We start from the raw sequence: 15,292 nt of genomic DNA, 5'->3' as shown, positions 1-15,292 counted from the left end.
TCTTTGAAAGGATGCTCGAATGGTGGAATCGGTAGACACGAGGGACTTAAAATCCCTTGGCCATTGCGGCTGTGCGGGTTCAAGTCCCGCTTCGAGTACAGGTATAAACGCTAATTGCTTGGAAATGAGTAGTTAGCGTTTTTCTTTTGTCTATTTTTGGCGTGATTTTGGCGTGATAGTTTTTTGGTGTGTAGTTTTGGCGTTGTTATCGTAATAAAAAAGGCCGCTTGCCACACCTGACAAACGACCTTCATTTGCGTTTTAAAATACCGTTATGGCATTCTGGTACAAAGATAACTATTTAGCTAAAATAAGCAAGAAACTTTTTTACTAAGACTCTCAAATGAAAAAGAGACACACGCTTCACAGCGGATGCCCCTTACACGATTGGATAAAATGTAGTTTAAATGTCTTTGAAATCCGAAATTATATTAGCTTGCTTATCGTTGAAATATCTTCCAGTGATTAACCTTTTCGCCATCGAAACTAAAATTTATATTATCATTTAAGAGTGCGCCTATTAACTCATTTGTAAACTCTGTTATTCTGAAAATTGGGTTGTTCTTATCGTATCTTACCCCTTTGCCTTGGGGTATTTCGCAGCTCTTGGCTGTTAATGCCCTAAGTGCCCAAAGCGTTTCCATGTGTTTTATGTAAACAGATTCATCTTTAAACATTCTCTTTAAAAAACGTATGTTTTGTTCTGTAAGGTAGGTTTCACCGTTTTGTACATCATTATTTTTCTGGATGTAATCTAAATTTATAGTTCCCATTTTTTATATCTTTTTGTGGTTGGGTGGTTTGAACCCATCCAACCGGGTTAATAATCATCCTATCTTTATCAAATTTGCCACTTTAAACGACCTATAGGCCTGTTTCTCGTTGTCGTAGTATGTGACGAGGCTTTCGTTCTTTTTACGCTCTGTGCCTTTTGTTTCGGGTATCAAGCCCTCTTTAAGCGTACCCCATGCAGTACGTACTTCACCGTTCAACTTTGCGTACATGAACTTGACTATACCGTTCTTCAGGGCTGCTTTCAGCTTCAGGACTAACCAAGCCTGTTTCATTGCGTCAGCCATTGAGAAGCCGTACACCTTGACGAGCATCCAAGCCCGTTTCATCAAATCACGCATCTTGTTTTTAAATTCTTTTGCCATAGTCGTATATCTTTAATCGTTAATATTATGCTGCCAGTCTTTCAACGCTTCTTTCAATCTCTGTAAGGTCGCAATCTACATCTACTTCGTTGCCGTCCTCGTCATAGGCTTCTATACCGTCAATGTAAACAGAAACGTAAGTAGTTACCCATGCGCCGGTACCGTTGAAATAATCATCCTCACAATAACCGTCAATCTCAAATCTGCCATCGACAACTACCAGAGTATTGTTTACTTCTACCTCAACAGAGAACGTACCCTCGTTGCCTTCGATGTTTTCTACTATCGCATTTGCTATTGTTTCGTTTATTGCTTTCATATTATGTAATGTTTTAATTTTCGATTGCGATGCAAATGTAATATAAAACGGTACAATCAACCAAATAAAAAGAAGTCTTTAACACTACTTTAACAAATAAATGTACCGATATAGCATTACAAATAGATTTTATTCGTATATTTGCATCGAATATTAAAACACTACAATATGGATTTAAGAATTAAAGAAGTAATCAAAGAAAGGGGCATGACTATAACAGAGCTTGCCGACAAGATGGGGATTAATAGGGTAAACCTCTCTAACATGGTAAATGGGAATCCTACGGTAGAAACTCTAAATAAGATTGCGGATGCCATAGGATGCCCGGTAACGGAACTGTTCGAGCAGCCCAAGAAAGACGCTCTGACAATTAACTGCCCCCATTGCGGAAAGAGTATCAACATCAAGATAGAATAACATGGAAGCACCGACAAAGGAGAACACCCTCTACCTGCCCATCAAGCAAGTGTACTTCGACCAGATTGTAGAGGGTACGAAGAAAGAGGAATACCGGGAAATCAAGGAGGGCATTACCGCCAACCGTTACTTGCTCAAAGACAGCAAAGGCAAGTATGTGCTTAACCCAGATGTCACCCAGCCGGACAAAGAGTATTTCATTGACGATTACAATAACGGGAACTTCCCGTTTGTACCGAAGCCTTACAAGTACCTTTATCTTGCCGTAGGGTACGCAAAAGAACGTGATACGGCTTTAGTTGAGGTGGATGGGTTCAGGTTCATACCAAACATGATACGTGCCAACCTGTACGCCTTTTGGCAAATAGCTTTTCATTTAGGTAAGGTTATCGAGATACATCGAAAATAAAAAAATGAGAAAGAAACCTCAAACCATCCTTGAAACAAACAAGCCTTTTACACTCCATGTCTTTTATTCCGGGTATGGAGCGTATGAGGCTGTTTTCTCATATAAAGAAATAAGTCTTTTTCAGCCACTTTCAGACCAACAACATAGAGAATATAGGAAACTATGTTATTTGCGCCCTGTAGAGGCTAAAAACTACCTCCTTGACTTGATATGCTTTGAACACACCCCATACCAAAGAAAAGATTTTGAATTTTTATGTAAAGATGAGGCCCCTACAAAAGAAATGACAGCTCTCTGGCATGAGATAGAAAAAGGCTTATAAGCTGATTTATACGCCCTAAAACCATATTAGGCCAATTCCTGCCGGTTTAAATGCGTAGATTCTACGGTTTTGATAAATGTGGTATTTTACACCTCGTGGGACTCAACGCAATTTTGAGTTTACTCCCGTAACATTATTACGGTCAGGTCTGGAGCGAGAAGTAATATTTCTTACTTCGATATGATGTAAATCTGTCTGACACAATTTGAGGGAGTTCCCAAAACAGTAATCCCCTTACATGGTGTCCGTCAAATAGACATCATTAGGGGAGTCTTTGTTTTGCAGACCCCCTCATTAATACTCACGTCATACACAAATATACAAAATAAACAATTCTTTGCGCGCGTGTGTGCGTGCGCTGAGACTTAATTTAACTCATTTAATTTGAAAGATGTCGCTGTCAAGGAAGCCTTCCGGCAAATCTGTAAAGTTTAAATCCACTTCTGGAATTTTCAAATCTATATCATCCGTGTTTCCAATCATCTCCTGAAGCGATTTATAATACTGTTCTGTTTCTTTATCAGGTGCTTCCTTACCCTGATGTTTTGCTATAGCTTTGAGCACTTTTTTTTCTTTTTTCTTCCAGATTCCCTTTTTATAGCGATAATTATCATACAGGATTTCTCTTAATACATCTGTATTTTCTTCTGTTAGAATGATTTCCGCATCCTTATATTTAATTTTCAACTTTCCATCGGAAACGCTGAATGACATTCCGTCTTGATTCACTGTTTTTATTTTTGAGTTCTTTTGAACCGGGCAGATTCTCCTATGAGGCAAACCTGCCCGGAATGTTTAAGACAATGCATTTACTATCTCATCGAAATTGCAATTGTTTTCATCAATTTCGACAGTGATACCCTCTTCATTACTCTGGCATAAAGCAGAGAAAAAATCTTCTTTAGTCAACGGCTCATGCAAGCTTATCCGTTTGTCTACCATTCTAAATACTTTCAATTCGTTCACTCCAATTCTTTTTTCTTCTCCTGCTTCTCCTGAAACGACCAATTCTACTTTTTTCATAAGCTTCTTTTTTTAGTTAGTTAATAATCTGTTACCGGTTCCAATTAGGCATATCAGCCTATCATCATAGGCTTACTTATTAATGAAACGTTCATGCTCGATTGCCTGATATTCTCCCATTTCCGGGTGTTTTAGGATTGCTTTAGTATCTGCGTTAATCATGTCGGCAAAATCGGCGCATTCCTTTTCAGTTGCTGGACTACCTTTTCTATAACAGCCTCCACCGCTACAATGAATAAGCCCGTCATCATGTGGGTTGTCTCTGTAATCCGGGTCAAAATGGGCGTTATATCCCAAAATCGCATCAGCCATCTTTTCGGATTCAGTTCTTCCGTCCCATTGATCTGGATTATCAATGGCGTGCTTTGCAGCTTGGATGCCCAAACCGTCAGATACTGCAATGTGTGCGATACGCATAGCCCAATATCTGTCTATATCAGTGTCTTTATCCCATTTCTCGATAGCTTCTTTAGCTTTCTTGTAACCCTGTGTACTTGCCAGATTTGCGATGGCATGTAATAAATCTTTTCTCATAATCTGAAAATTTTAAAAGTTAGTAAATAATTGTTTCTGCTCGTTCACCTCCAGAATAGCAAACTCTATCCGGGGGTGATATCTGTCTATTTTCTTTTCCGCTGTAATCTGAAAGCATAGTTTATCGTCCGTAATGGCCCCGACCATTTGCAGACAATCCAAAAGCGTTTTTAAGCTATTATCAAGGTCGAAACGTACCGAACTGTGAAATACACGTACAAACAGGCGGAAACGGCTTGAAATGCCCCTATTTCGGTATATCTTGCATTGTTGAGCAAAAGAACGTTCATACGTTCTTATCTTTTCATCCTTGATAATCCGCTTTGTACCGAACTTTCCCGGTACAGCCTGATAGTGGTTAGCCTTTGCGATAATCTGACCGTGTATCGTTTCCACTTCCATAGCATCAAATATTAAAAGTGATACGTCCTTTTGGTATGCCCAATTCCGCCATCCACTGACAAATGTCTCCTATAGTGGTCGGCTTGTCCAGCGGCTTGCGCTCATCCATAATGAGGTCGGCAATGTCACGCTTACTGCCCTGCGGTTCATCCTTAGCCCAACCGGACAGATGGATGCTCCGGCAAAAGGTAAGCGATTGGATTTTTTCGCCCCATTCACTTACGGCGTTTGCATCAGCGTACACAATCACATCACGATTTGCCAGCGGCTTGCATCTTTCAGCGGTAAGCATTCCTTGACCGCCGCATGATACCCACACGAATTGGGGGAGTACCATCGAGCAAATGACCGCCGTTTTCTCTCCCTCCGTCAGGCAAACCATGTCGTTAGGCCGTGCCGGAAGAAGATGCTCGCCGAAAAGGCATTGCTTCAGATTGAAGTCATCTTTGCTTTTCCCCTGCATCTTCATGTAGCGGTTGTGAATCCAGTCCACCTTATCGCCCCATTCGGGTTTTACTCTATGTCCGTCTTTGTCGTAGTCAATGATTTTACCCGTCCGGCATCGTCCCTGCACGTCCAACTGCGTATAGATGATTTCGCCTTTGGAAGTGCTGCCTAAGTGGTAGGCTTCGGTCACACGTTTCAAATCATCAGTCGGGAAGTATTTCCCCAAATAGCGCATCAGGTTATTTTCCATGCTTTCGCTCCGCTGTATCAAAGAAAAAGGTATGTAATCCGTCCTGACCTCTTTCTTTTGTTGAGGCAATGCCGTGTGATACTCTTTTCGTCCCCGTTCCTGCGGATTCTCTGCAAAGTATTGCGCCGGGGTCTTGTGATAACCGCACTTTGAAAGATGCTCGCACCGTCCGACATCGGATGCAAGCGGATTCCCAGCAGCATCCACATAATAGGTGAAACAATGCGGTCGCCCGCAAGCCGGACAAGTGTGGCGGCTGTTCCGTCCGCTGTATTTTTGAAGTTGCCATTTATATTTATCCATATCAAACAATCATTTTAAGGTGAATATTTAGTGCAATGGTGCAAGTGGTGCAAATTCGGTGCAAGTTGCACCTGTGGGGAATGTTAGTGCAATGGTGCAACCCCCTATTTATAGGGGTTGCCCTTTTGCACTACCCCTGCACCCGTTTACACCTCTATTTTGGTGCAAGTGAATAAAGACTATCTTGCACTACTATAAAATTGTTGTCCTTAGCCGCTCTCACATGGCTTTTGGCGGTTCGTTCTGATACAGCCGCCTCCAATTGATAGGCTTCTACAAGTTCACCGTACCGCATGGATGCTTTGTCTTTGAAGCAAAGTTTAAGCACCCGTTGAATTTCTGCCGCACGAGCGGAGTTCTTATCTTCGGAAACCGCTTCCTCCGTTTGGAAGTTTCCCTCTCCGTTGATGGAGAAAGCCAAATCGCCGCACGGAACATTCCGGCTGTCGGTACACGTGACAAGAAACTTCCCGTCCTTCTTTGATACCTCAAAGCAATCCGTCAGCTTGTTCAATAGCTCCGTACCCAAGTGGCCACGCATATTGCCATCGTCTTTTGACTTGTTTTGATGAAGTACTGATACGATGGTGCAACCATGCTCAGCCGTCAAGGAAAGAAGCCATTGGATAAGGTCGTTACTTTGGTCGAGGCTGTTAAAGTCTTGGAGCAAGTCACGCACACCGTCAATAAAGACAATATCGGGTTTTTCAGCGTCCACGGCATCGGCAATCACTTTGCGCCGTTCCTCAATGGATAGCGGTCGCATGAAGAAAGGCAGGAAGCATTCGTTATTCTTGTCAGCCGGAAGCCCGGCGAAGTTTAAGGCTCTCTGGCAGCACTTTTTCAAGCTCACTTGCGATTGTTCCGTGTCAAATAAAAGAATCTTGTAGCGGTCTTGCAATGGCCTCACAGAGCCACGGGAAGTATTTGCCAGCATAACGGCAATGAGATAATACTCGAATTGAGATTTCCCCATCTTGGCACGTCCTTTGATACCGACAAGTTCACCCTGCGGAATGGTAGGCACTCCACCGATGGAAAACATGAATTTCGGTTCATTTGCAGGCAAAGACAGGTCAAGGATGTGCAAACGGTATTTCAGCTTATCTTCCGTGATTTCCGCCTTGAACTTCATTTGCTCTGCGGACAATTCTTGCAACACATTCACACCCATAGTCAGCCCTCCCCAAATAAAGACAGTTGCGTATCAGGCTTGTTTACCCACTTGGACGGGTCGGCGGAATAGTGCTTTGCCATGAAGTGTGTCCGCCTGTCTTTGGCTACATAAATGGCTTGCAACAATCCAAGACGTTCCAAGTCACGGACGTACCATGTGATGCAGTTGCGGAGAACTCCCGTAGAAAACATGCAATCGAGCGTTGTGCCAACCTTATAGCGAAAGAAGTCCAAAACTTTTTCAATGTCCTTTTCTTGTCGTACCTTTGCCCCTGTAAGGTTTTGGATTGGGGCGGCTTCGGTCGCTCTTTTCTTTTGTTCCATAGTCAGCCCTCCCTTAGTTTTTCTATGTCTGATAATTTGTAAAAAGGTTTATTCCCAACCTTTACTTTCTTTAGATACCCCGTTTTATTCCACCTCCAAAGTGTAGTCTTGTCTATTCTAAGTTTGGAGCAAACCTCGGATGGTGTTAGGTATGTTTCTTCTTTTTTGTTTTCATGTTGTACGATTTCTTGCATCCAAGAATAAAATGCCTCTTTAAGATCCAAAACATTAACAACTAATTGTACATTTGTTCCACTGTTGATAATTTCTTTAATGCTCATTTTACTTTTGGCAGTCTATGACCTTATTCTCTCTCGGCTTTACTGCTTTGGAACAATATAGCTTCTTTCGTTTCCAGGCGTGGAGTTGCCGTGAGACCAGCCCCTCTCGTGGATTATGTGCCTGTCACCGCTTCGCATCATGTTCATGACAAATGTATTTATTAATTGGGTTGCACAGAATTTCTTAGAGTTTTAAGACGAAACAATAGAGGAAATGTTTGTTTTTATTTCGCTTCATAGGTAAAAAAAGACCGCAAATAATTTGCAGTCTTGAAAAATATTTTATGTTAGATGTGTTTTAATCGATTAATGAAACGGTTGCTTTTTTTACTTCATCGTCAATCTCACGGTATCTGGAGAAAGCCTTGCTGCCCTCAGCATGGCCAGACATGGAAGAAATCAGGCTTGGGTCTTTCACTCTCTTATAAAGATTCCCTACAAATGTTCTTCGTGCCATGTGTGAGGAAGCAATCTCGTTAATAGGTCTTTGTTCTTCTTTTCCTGTAATGCTGTTAATGACCGTGACGGCTCGGGTGATACCGCATAACCTGAATATTTCTTTGATACTATCATTATAATTTTGCGCTGCAATAAACGGAAACAAACGCCCTTTGCTATCCACGCCCTTGTATTTCTCCATCAAAGCGGAGGCTCGGCCATTTAGCGGGACACGTACTACGTTCTGTCGCTCTCCCTTGGTCTTATGTGGAATGTATTCTACTGCGCCATTAATCACGTTGCTTTCTGTGAGTTTGAGCAAATCAGAAACACGGCATCCGATACAACATTGAAAAATAAAAATATCTCTCTGAATTTCCATTTGTGGATGCTCGGATAAATCGAAGTCAGCGATAGTGTTTCGTTCCTCCAGTGTGATATAATAAGGCGTGCCGTATTTTTCGGAAACTACACCCTCATAACCTTTGAACGGATTGTTTGCAGTGATATTCTTTTCATTCAGCCAATTAAAGAACGCTTTCAGCTTATTAAACAGGGCGCAAATGGTATTGTTTCCTCGTGGCTGTGGTTTCGGGCTTCTTCTGCTGTCTGTTGAGGCTGGTATCTTTTCGAAGATTTTAGGATATTCTTCAAGTATGGAATGTTCGTTTCTCAAATAGCTTTCTATGTCGCTAAGCGTGTCGCTCTTCATCGTGTCAATGTCTAAAGTGAAGTTCTTTCTCTCCTTATCTGATAGCCGGACAAACATTTCATATCTGCGAAGCGCGCGAACAAGCACATCGAAATTCTTTTTCCATACGTCCGACTTGTCGCCCTCTCGCTTTCCGTTTACTTTCTTTTTTGCATTATCACGAAAGTCTATCATGTGGTCGAAGAAAGAACGCTTTTCTTGTTTTTCTTCTTTTTCCTGATATTTCTCGGGGTGGTGAAACTTATCAATAACGGTTTGTAGCCATGCACTTGTTAGCGTGTCTTTGGCTGCTTTTTCATATTCACTGATAATGGTTCTCTTTAAATTGTCTATTGTGTCTTTTGCTTGGTCGTGATAGGTTTTATCCTCTGACTCAATCCTATTTTTTACAACCACCTCGCCACGGTCGAATACGACTACTTTATTTTTTACTGCATCCGCTAACGTCATAGTGACCGCTTTATCAGAAACCTTACCGCCTGTAAGTAGTGTGTTCTTACGGTCTATGTAATACTCAAAATGTTCAGGACATACATAAACGCCTGTTTTTGCTCGCAAATTTAGTCTGCTTCCCTGATATAAGCGAAGTAATACTTCACTTCTTCCGTTGTCTTGAATCTTAGACGATAATCTTAATTCTATTGTTGCCATAATGATATTAATTTTAAAACGCACTACAAATATACACAATAGTCACGCCAATTTCAAATTTTTGGCGTGTTTTTGGCGTGATAATTTCAATTTAATGCAATTTTATGATATTTCGTGCAATATTCTGTATTTATAATATGCTGAATATCAGTAGTATTAAGATTTATGTTATTTCATAGTATTTTATATTTAGTATTCCCGCTTCGAGTACGAAATAAAAATCGCAATCATCTGGATGACAGCTGGTTGCGATTTTTGTTTTGAGGCGGTTGCGTCGAGTTTACATAAATCTTGAAAGATTCATTTCCCCTTCCCAACTTCGCATCCTACCGCTTCGCCGCAGCATCCCCTGTAACCTCTTGCCCATTTGCTTGCAGATGTCAGATTATTTTGCGAATATTGCACATAGGTTGTATTATAATAACAGATTGAATACGTATGAATGGGAAATTTTTAGGATTGCTTCTTTTAGGAGCATTGTCGGCAGGGGCACTGTCGGCAAAAGACTATTTGGTATCAACGCGGCACACCTCATTGCTTATCAAGGCTGACGAGGGAAAACAGGCAAGGTTCCAGTATTACGGAACGAGAATCGCCGAGAATGAAATAGACGGCATATACAATGCCGGTCTGGCATACTGGGCAGAAACTTATCCGTGCTTCGGCATCAGTTCGTATGGCGAGAAAGCTTTTGCCGTGGCACATTCGGACGGCAATATGTCGGTCGACCTGGTTGTGGAAGGAGTAAGGCAGTACTCGGACGAGGAATCGGATATAACCGAAATCACGCTGAAGGACAAAGTCTATCCTTTGGTTGTCAAGCAGTATTACAAGGCGTATAAGGGAACGGACATCATCTCGACATGGGTCGAAATAACCAATAACGCAAAGAAGGCGCTCACCCTGTACAAGTTCGCCTCTGCATCGCTGCCGGTCAAGCGGGCCGATAACTGGCTGACTCATTTTCACGGTACGTGGGGTGCCGAAAACATGATGGAAGAAGAGAAGCTGACCAACGGACAGAAGGTAATAGCCAACAAGGAGGGAATACGCAATACGCAGACAGACAATCCGTCGTTTATGCTCACTTTGGATGGTTGCCCGCAGGAAGAAAACGGAAGGGTGATCGGAGCATCGTTGGCATGGAGCGGAAACTATCTGATGAAGATTATTGCAGACAACTCAAGAATCAATGTAATCGCAGGAATAAACGAGGAAGTTTCGCATTATATTTTAGAGCCTAAAGAAACGTTCGTAACTCCCGAACTGGCCATGACCTACAGTTCCGAAGGCAAGGGCGGCGTGAGCCGTGCATTCCACAGATGGGCCCGGGCGTACAAGCTGAATCAGGGGAACAAAGAACGCGACATCCTGCTGAACAGTTGGGAAGGCGTGTACTTCAATGTCAATCAGGAAGGAATGGACCAGATGATGAAAGACATGTCGGCAATGGGCGGCGAACTGTTCGTAATGGACGACGGATGGTTTGGCGACAAATATCCGCGCAATAACGACAAAACAAGTCTGGGCGACTGGACCGTCTGCAGGGAAAAACTGCCCGAAGGCATCGGAGGGCTTCTGGCTTCGGCCAAAAAACATAATATCAAGTTTGGCATCTGGATTGAACCGGAAATGGCCAACACCAAAAGCGAACTGTTTGAGAAGCATCCCGACTGGGTACTGAGCCAGGACAATCGCCCGCTTACGACCGGACGTGGAGGAAGCCAGGTTGTGCTGGACCTGACCAATCCGGAAGTGCAGGACTTTGTATTCGGCGTAGTCGACAAACTGATGACCGAATATCCCGAAATAGCTTATATCAAATGGGATGCCAACGCGGCTCTTATGAACTACGGTTCCCACTATCTGCCCAATCAGAAACAGTCGCACATCTACATCGAGTATCACCGGGGCATGAATAAAGTATTGGAGCGCATTCGTGCAAAATATCCGAATCTGGTGATTCAGGCATGTGCCAGTGGCGGAGGTAGAGTGAATTACGGCTTCCTGCCTTATTTCAACGAATTCTGGACGAGCGATGATACGGATGCCTTGCAACGCATCTATATGCAGTGGGGCGTTTCCAATTTCTATCCGTCCATAGCGATGGCTTCTCATGTAAGCGCCAACAGAAATCACCAGACCGGCAGGGTACTTCCGCTGAAATACCGTTTCGACGTTGCCATGTCCGCCCGCCTTGGCATGGAAATACAGCCCAAGGACATGACCGATGCCGATAAGGCATTTGCCGGACGAGCCATAGCTGCGTACAAGAAGATACGTCCGGTTGTACAGTTTGGCGATCTTTACCGCCTTGTATCTCCGTACGACAAGAAAGGAATTGCTTCCCTGATGTATGCCACTCCCGAAAAGGATAAGGCTGTACTGTTTGTCTATAAGACAGAGCATTTCCTCAACCAGCTTATGCCCGACGTCGTACTTTCCGGTTTGGACGAAAACAAAACATACCGCATCACCGACCTTACGCCGGAAAATGAGCAGAAGCCCTCGGCCCTGAACGGCAAAGTCATCAGCGGCAAGATACTTAAGGAGGCAGGACTGTCTGTAGCATCCGCATTGCGGACAGAGTATTCGAGCCTGGCGCTGCTGTTCGAGGTGGTTGATTGAGGATTGGGCAGCAGCCGTCTGTTTGCCTTGTGCAGGGTTGCAGAATGGCTATAAGTAGCCTGTATTTTTTCCCCAGTTAGGGAAAAATTTTTGCCTAACTGGGAATTTTTAATGACATAATAGCTACTGCTTATTATTTCTCGTCGTTCTTCCGTATCTCCACACGGCGGATCTTTCCGCTGATGGTCTTGGGCAGTTCGTCGACGAACTCGATGACGCGCGGGTACTTGTAGGGGGCGGTCACCTTCTTCACGTGGTTCTGAAGCTCCTTGATGAGGGCATCGCCGGCCTTGTCCTTGTAGGCTTTGGAGAGGACGATGGTGGCTTTCACTACCTGACCTCGGATTTCGTCGGGTACACCGGTAATGGCACACTCTACAACGGCAGGATGGGTCATCAGCGCGCTTTCTACTTCGAACGGGCCGATGCGGTAGCCCGAACTCTTGATGACATCGTCGGCACGGCCAACAAACCACAAGTAGCCGTCTTCGTCCTTCCAGGCCACGTCGCCTGTGTAGTAGATGCCGTCGTGCCAAGCTTCGCGGGTGCGTTCGGGATCGCGGTAGTACTCTTTGAAGAGGCCGAGGGGCTTACCCTTGTCGGTACGGATGACGATTTGTCCCTGCTCGCCGGCTTCTACCGAGCGACCTTCGTGGTCGATGAGGTCGACATCGTATTGCGGATTGGGCAAACCCATGCTGCCGGGTTTGGGGTCCATCCAAGGCATGGTGGCTACGGTCAGGGTGGTTTCGGTCTGCCCGAATCCTTCCATCAGACGGATGCCGGTCAGTTTCTTGAAGGTCTCGAACACGGCGGGGTTCAGGGCTTCGCCGGCGATGGTGCAGTACTCCAGACAAGACAGGTCGTACTTCGTCAGGTCTTCGTGGATGAGGAAGCGGAAGATGGTGGGCGGCGCGCAAAGCGAAGTGACGTGATAGTCTTGAATCTTCTGCAGGATGTCGGCAGGCGTGAACTTCTCGTGGTCGTAGACGAAGACGTTGGCTCCGGCTATCCACTGTCCGTACAGTTTGCCCCATACGGCCTTGCCCCAGCCGGTGTCGGCGATGGTGAGGTGCAGGCTGTTGGGCTTCAGGTTGTGCCAGATGTAGCCCGTCACGATGTGTCCCAGCGGGTAGGTGAAGTCGTGAGCCACCATCTTGGGTTCGCCCGTGGTGCCGCTGGTGAAGTACATCAGCGAGATGTCGTCGTTGGTGTTGACGTGTTCGGGGCGGACAAAGGGTGCGGCGGCTTCGATGCCCTTGTGGAAGTCTTCGTAGCCTTCGGGCACTTCGGGACCTACGCTGACCAGGCACTTCACGCTAGGCGACTCGGGCATGGCGGCGGTGATGTGGTCGGTGATGACCGTTTCGCCTGCGCAGACAATCATTTTGATGTCGGCAGCGTTGCAGCGGTAGACGATGTCTTTCTTCGTCAGCAGATGGGTGGCGGGGATGACAACGGCTCCCAGCTTATGCAGGGCCACAATGCTGAACCAGAACTCGTAACGGCGTTTCAGGATGAGCATCACCATGTCGCCGTGGCCGATGCCAAGGCTCTGGAAGTAGCTGGCCGTCTGGTCGGTGTAGCGCTTCATGTCGGCGAAGGTGAACTGGCGGTGTTCGCCTTTGTCGTTGGTCCAGAGCAGGGCGGGTTTATCGGGTTGTTCGGCTGCCCAGGCGTCGACGACGTCGTAGCCGAAGTTGAAGTTCTCGGGTACGTTTATTTTCAGGTTCTCTTTGAAGTCCTGTTGTGAGGTAAATGTGGTCTGTTTTAGAAATCTTTCTATCATAGTTGTTGTAATGAAGAATCTTTTTAATGAAGAATTGAGAATTAAGAATGAAGAATCTCTGTTTGAATGAAGAATGAAGAACGAATAATGAAGAATCCGGGCAAGCTGCCCCGCTGCATGGAAATTCTTCATTCTTCATTTTTAGTTCTTCATTTACATGATTATTGCCAGGAACCGTACGGTTTTTCCGTCCAGCGCTTTCATGCCGTGTGGCAGGCTGGAGTTGAAGTAGATGCTGTCGCCCGGATACAGGGTGACTTCCTTGCCGCCGATGCTGAGCAGCAGGGTGCCTTCGATGACGAGGTTGAACTCTTGTCCCTGATGCGTGTTGTAGTGCATGGGGTTATCGTTGGGCTCGACGGTGACGATGAACGGGTCGGCCTTGCGGTCCTTGAATCCGGCAGCCAGTGACTGGTACTTGTAGGCTTTGGTTCGCTCTACGCTTACGCCTTTGCCGGCGCGGGTCAGGAAGTAGGTGCTCATCTTGGGCTCTTCACCGAACATCAGGGCATCGAGGGCGATGCCGTAGTGGCGGGCTATCTGCTGCATCATGCTTACGGAGATGTCGTGCTCGCCCGATTCGGCTTGTTCGTACTCCTGACGGTCGATGCCGCAATCGCTGGCCAGTTCTTCCGTTGTCAGTTCCATGGCGTCGCGCAGTCCACGCAGACGCTCGGCTATTTGTTTAATCTGTTCGTCCATACTGTTATTTAGTGGTTAGCTGTTAGTGTTTAGTATTAAATGGTACTGTTTTTTACCGCCTTGATAAGTGCCGACGTGAATCCATCGTGCTCCAGGCTGTTGATGCCTTTGATGGTAAGTCCGCCGGGGGTGCAGACTTTGTCTATCTCAAGTGCGGGATGGGTGTCGCCTTTCAGGATGAGTTCGGCGGCACCTTTGACGGACTGGGCCACCATCTTCATGCCGTCCTTGGGATAGATGCCCAGCTCGATGCCTGCTTGCATGACTGCCTGGATGTACTTCAGGGCATAGGCGATGCCGCACGAGGTCATGGCCGTGGCAGCAGCAAACTTTTCTTCGGGCAGCAGCATGGCCAGTCCCATTTCGTTGAAGATGTCGAGCACCAGTTGTTGCTGTTCGGCACTGGCGTGGGCACTGGCAATGAGTGTCATGCTCTGCATCTCGCTGATGGCGGTGTTGGGTATCAGGCGGAAGATGGGCATCTGAGGACATCCAAGCAGGTTCCAGATTTCGCCCAGACTGATGCCGGCGGCGATGGAGATGAGCATCTGCTGTTCGTTCAACTTGATTCCGCTGAGCACGTCGTGTACCAGCCAAGGTTTGACGGCCAGCAGCACGATGTCGGCCTGGCTGGCAGCCTGGCAGTTGTCGCTGGTGGTGCAGATGTCGGGATAGTCGGCCTTCAGGGCTTCTAACTTCTGAGCCGAGGGATCGGATACGATAATGTTGGCGGCAGGGATGATGGTTCCCTTGCACAGCCCGCGGGCGATGGCTCCTCCCATGTTGCCCGCACCTATGATTGCTATCTTCATATCGTTGGTCAATTAAATTCTTTTCTCTTCGGGCAAAATTATACATTTTTTTTAGAATATACTATCAAAATGCTGTCTTTCCTTGCGAAAAAGCAGATGGAGGGGGAGTGGTCGTGAACCTTGCGGAGGGAGCACCTGAGGGGCTTCTGAGAGACACTTGTACGGCTCGCGAGAAACACAAGTGTGGCTCGCGAGC

General features: G+C 45.7%; 19 protein-coding genes and 1 tRNA gene. 5 read left to right on the top strand and 15 right to left on the bottom strand.

Annotation, left to right across the window (positions count from 1 at the left end; all coding sequences use genetic code 11):
- Window positions 1-13 precede the first annotated feature (13 nt).
- Window positions 14-98, top strand: a tRNA-Leu gene (locus QVP67_RS02555).
- A gap of 342 nt (window positions 99-440) precedes the next feature.
- On the opposite strand, the gene QVP67_RS02550 is transcribed toward QVP67_RS02555, so the two are convergent.
- Genes QVP67_RS02550 through QVP67_RS02540 form a run of 3 tightly spaced genes read right to left on the bottom strand, consistent with a single transcriptional unit; the run spans window position 441 to window position 1,476 of the window.
- Window positions 441-773, bottom strand: coding sequence for a hypothetical protein (locus QVP67_RS02550; RefSeq protein WP_022161988.1), 333 nt, complete (start codon window positions 771-773; stop codon window positions 441-443).
- A 54-nt stretch (window positions 774-827) separates the two neighbouring features.
- Entirely contained in the window at window positions 828-1,157 is a 330-nt protein-coding gene (locus QVP67_RS02545; RefSeq protein WP_022161987.1) for an SH3 beta-barrel fold-containing protein, read from the bottom strand.
- A gap of 25 nt (window positions 1,158-1,182) precedes the next feature.
- A complete protein-coding gene (locus QVP67_RS02540) occupies window positions 1,183-1,476 on the bottom strand; it encodes a hypothetical protein (RefSeq protein WP_022161986.1) in 294 nt (97 codons plus the stop codon).
- Window positions 1,477-1,644: 168 nt separating this feature from the next.
- Between QVP67_RS02540 and QVP67_RS02535 the strand changes: the two genes are divergently transcribed.
- Genes QVP67_RS02535 through QVP67_RS02525 form a run of 3 tightly spaced genes read left to right on the top strand, consistent with a single transcriptional unit; the run spans window position 1,645 to window position 2,624 of the window.
- Window positions 1,645-1,893 (top strand): helix-turn-helix domain-containing protein, encoded by a 249-nt coding sequence (locus tag QVP67_RS02535; RefSeq protein WP_022161985.1) that lies wholly within the window; start codon window positions 1,645-1,647, stop codon window positions 1,891-1,893.
- 1 nt (window position 1,894) lies between these two features.
- Window positions 1,895-2,302 (top strand): hypothetical protein, encoded by a 408-nt coding sequence (locus tag QVP67_RS02530; RefSeq protein WP_022161984.1) that lies wholly within the window; start codon window positions 1,895-1,897, stop codon window positions 2,300-2,302.
- A 4-nt stretch (window positions 2,303-2,306) separates the two neighbouring features.
- Window positions 2,307-2,624: a hypothetical protein gene (locus QVP67_RS02525; RefSeq protein WP_022161983.1), complete on the top strand. Its 318-nt coding sequence runs from the start codon at window positions 2,307-2,309 to the stop codon at window positions 2,622-2,624.
- A 375-nt stretch (window positions 2,625-2,999) separates the two neighbouring features.
- Here the strand turns inward: QVP67_RS02525 and QVP67_RS02520 are convergent, their stop codons facing one another.
- The 9 genes from QVP67_RS02520 to QVP67_RS02480 all read right to left on the bottom strand — a co-directional run bounded on the left by QVP67_RS02520 (window position 3,000) and on the right by QVP67_RS02480 (window position 9,165).
- Window positions 3,000-3,353, bottom strand: a complete 354-nt coding sequence (locus tag QVP67_RS02520; protein WP_154043825.1) for a hypothetical protein — start codon at window positions 3,351-3,353, stop codon at window positions 3,000-3,002.
- A gap of 66 nt (window positions 3,354-3,419) precedes the next feature.
- Window positions 3,420-3,647 (bottom strand): hypothetical protein, encoded by a 228-nt coding sequence (locus QVP67_RS02515; RefSeq protein WP_022161981.1) that lies wholly within the window; start codon window positions 3,645-3,647, stop codon window positions 3,420-3,422.
- Window positions 3,648-3,719: 72 nt separating this feature from the next.
- Entirely contained in the window at window positions 3,720-4,181 is a 462-nt protein-coding gene (locus QVP67_RS02510; RefSeq protein ID WP_022161980.1) for a hypothetical protein, read from the bottom strand.
- A 12-nt stretch (window positions 4,182-4,193) separates the two neighbouring features.
- Window positions 4,194-4,583 carry a RusA family crossover junction endodeoxyribonuclease gene (locus tag QVP67_RS02505; RefSeq protein WP_022161979.1) on the bottom strand — a complete coding sequence of 130 codons (390 nt, stop codon included), beginning with the start codon at window positions 4,581-4,583 and terminating at the stop codon, window positions 4,194-4,196.
- A gap of 4 nt (window positions 4,584-4,587) precedes the next feature.
- Window positions 4,588-5,583, bottom strand: a complete 996-nt coding sequence (locus QVP67_RS02500) for a DUF6371 domain-containing protein (protein WP_022161978.1) — start codon at window positions 5,581-5,583, stop codon at window positions 4,588-4,590.
- A 154-nt stretch (window positions 5,584-5,737) separates the two neighbouring features.
- A complete protein-coding gene (locus QVP67_RS02495; RefSeq protein WP_022161977.1) occupies window positions 5,738-6,757 on the bottom strand; it encodes an AAA family ATPase in 1,020 nt (339 codons plus the stop codon).
- Window positions 6,758-6,759: 2 nt separating this feature from the next.
- A complete protein-coding gene (locus tag QVP67_RS02490) occupies window positions 6,760-7,083 on the bottom strand; it encodes a hypothetical protein (protein ID WP_022161976.1) in 324 nt (107 codons plus the stop codon).
- Window positions 7,084-7,085: 2 nt separating this feature from the next.
- Entirely contained in the window at window positions 7,086-7,364 is a 279-nt protein-coding gene (locus QVP67_RS02485; protein ID WP_022161975.1) for a helix-turn-helix domain-containing protein, read from the bottom strand.
- A 298-nt stretch (window positions 7,365-7,662) separates the two neighbouring features.
- Window positions 7,663-9,165, bottom strand: coding sequence for a site-specific integrase (locus tag QVP67_RS02480; RefSeq protein WP_022161974.1), 1,503 nt, complete (start codon window positions 9,163-9,165; stop codon window positions 7,663-7,665).
- Between the two features lie 438 nt (window positions 9,166-9,603).
- On the opposite strand from QVP67_RS02480, the gene QVP67_RS02475 reads away from it, so the two are divergent.
- Window positions 9,604-11,793, top strand: a complete 2,190-nt coding sequence (locus QVP67_RS02475) for an alpha-galactosidase (RefSeq protein WP_022161973.1) — start codon at window positions 9,604-9,606, stop codon at window positions 11,791-11,793.
- Window positions 11,794-11,926: 133 nt separating this feature from the next.
- Here QVP67_RS02475 and QVP67_RS02470 read toward each other — a convergent pair whose 3' ends face one another.
- The 3 genes from QVP67_RS02470 to proC form a co-directional block, all read right to left on the bottom strand.
- Window positions 11,927-13,582 (bottom strand): AMP-binding protein, encoded by a 1,656-nt coding sequence (locus tag QVP67_RS02470; RefSeq protein ID WP_071148497.1) that lies wholly within the window; start codon window positions 13,580-13,582, stop codon window positions 11,927-11,929.
- A 153-nt stretch (window positions 13,583-13,735) separates the two neighbouring features.
- The gene (locus QVP67_RS02465) at window positions 13,736-14,284 is read right to left on the bottom strand and encodes a helix-turn-helix domain-containing protein (protein WP_022161971.1); all 549 of its coding nucleotides are present in this window, start codon (window positions 14,282-14,284) and stop codon (window positions 13,736-13,738) included.
- Window positions 14,285-14,319: 35 nt separating this feature from the next.
- A complete protein-coding gene (proC, locus tag QVP67_RS02460) occupies window positions 14,320-15,096 on the bottom strand; it encodes a pyrroline-5-carboxylate reductase (RefSeq protein ID WP_022161970.1) in 777 nt (258 codons plus the stop codon).
- Between the last annotated feature and the right edge of the window lie 196 nt (window positions 15,097-15,292).

Source organism: Bacteroides sp. CAG:633 (assembly GCF_000435115.1).
GTDB lineage: Bacteria > Bacteroidota > Bacteroidia > Bacteroidales > Bacteroidaceae > Bacteroides > Bacteroides ndongoniae.
This window is presented reverse-complemented; position numbering and strand designations above follow the sequence as displayed.